The sequence below is a fragment of the Enhydrobacter aerosaccus genome (assembly GCF_900167455.1).
GTDB classification, from domain to species: Bacteria; Pseudomonadota; Alphaproteobacteria; order Reyranellales; family Reyranellaceae; genus Reyranella; species Reyranella aerosaccus.
This window is the reverse complement of record NZ_FUWJ01000030.1, coordinates 1-1,015: the sequence shown is the minus strand read 5'-3', so window position 1 is coordinate 1,015 and position 1,015 is coordinate 1. Positions and strand designations below refer to the sequence as shown.

Genomic DNA, 1,015 nt, shown 5'->3' with positions numbered 1-1,015 from the left:
AAGTGGATCGATGCTCCCGCCATTCCCGATGCCTATGTCGTCAATGGCGGCCAGATGCTCCAGCGCTGGACCAACGATTTCTTCCTCGCCACGCCACATCGCGCCGTCAACCGCAGCGGCGGCGAGCGCTACGCCATTCCGTTCTTCTGCGACAGCAACATCGACTGGCCGATTGCGGCTGTGCCAACCACCGTCGGCCCCGACAAGCCGCCGAAATATCCCACGACCTACTACACCGACTACATGGTCTGGTATCAGAAGCGGAACTACGACGTCCTCAACCAGGCCCAGGACGCGGCCTGATGTCCGTCGGCGAGACGATCCCCGTTCTCGACCTCGGCCCCTATCTCGCCGGCGAATCCGGCGCTCTCGATCGCACAGCCCAGGAACTGCGCTTCGCACTGACGCAGATCGGCTTCTACTTCGTCACCAATCATGGCATCTCCGGCGAGCGGATCCGGGACATCTATGCCCAAGCAGCCCGCTTTCACGCGCAGCCGCTCGACAGGAAGATGGATGTCCGCATCGACAAGCATAATGTCGGCTACCTACCGATGCGCGGCGACACGCTACGCACCTCGACGGTGCAGACCGTCACCAAGGCCAATCTCAACGAGGCCTTCTTCGTCGCACGCGACCTGCCGTCGGACCATCCCGACGTAATCGCCGACCGTCGGTTCAGAAGCGCCAATCTCTGGCCCCGCGACTTGCCCGGATTCCGCGATTCCGTCGTGGCCTACTGCGACGCCATGGAACGACTGGCGCAGAAGCTCATGCCGCTCTATGCGCGCGCGCTGGACCTTCCCGCCGCCTACTTCGATGCCGCCTTTCAGGACTGCCAATACAAGCTGCGCATGACCCACTACCCGCCACAGGATGCGCCGGTAGTAGACGAATTCGGTATCGCGCCGCACACGGACACCAGCTTCCTGACCTTGCTGGCGCCGAACGACGTAGCCGGCCTGTCGATCCGCACGCAGAGCGGCAAGTGGATCGATGCTCCCGCCATTCCCGA

2 protein-coding genes are annotated in these 1,015 nt (G+C 63.1%); both read left to right on the top strand.

Translation table 11 applies throughout. The features are described 5' to 3' along the window. On the top strand, positions 1-303 hold a 303-nt coding region (locus B5D62_RS32765), incomplete at its 5' end, for a 2OG-Fe(II) oxygenase family protein (RefSeq protein WP_139374229.1). Then, the coding region (locus tag B5D62_RS32760; RefSeq protein WP_085938299.1) for an isopenicillin N synthase family dioxygenase at positions 303-1,015 on the top strand (713 nt) is incomplete at its 3' end. The genes B5D62_RS32765 and B5D62_RS32760, both read left to right, overlap by 1 nt.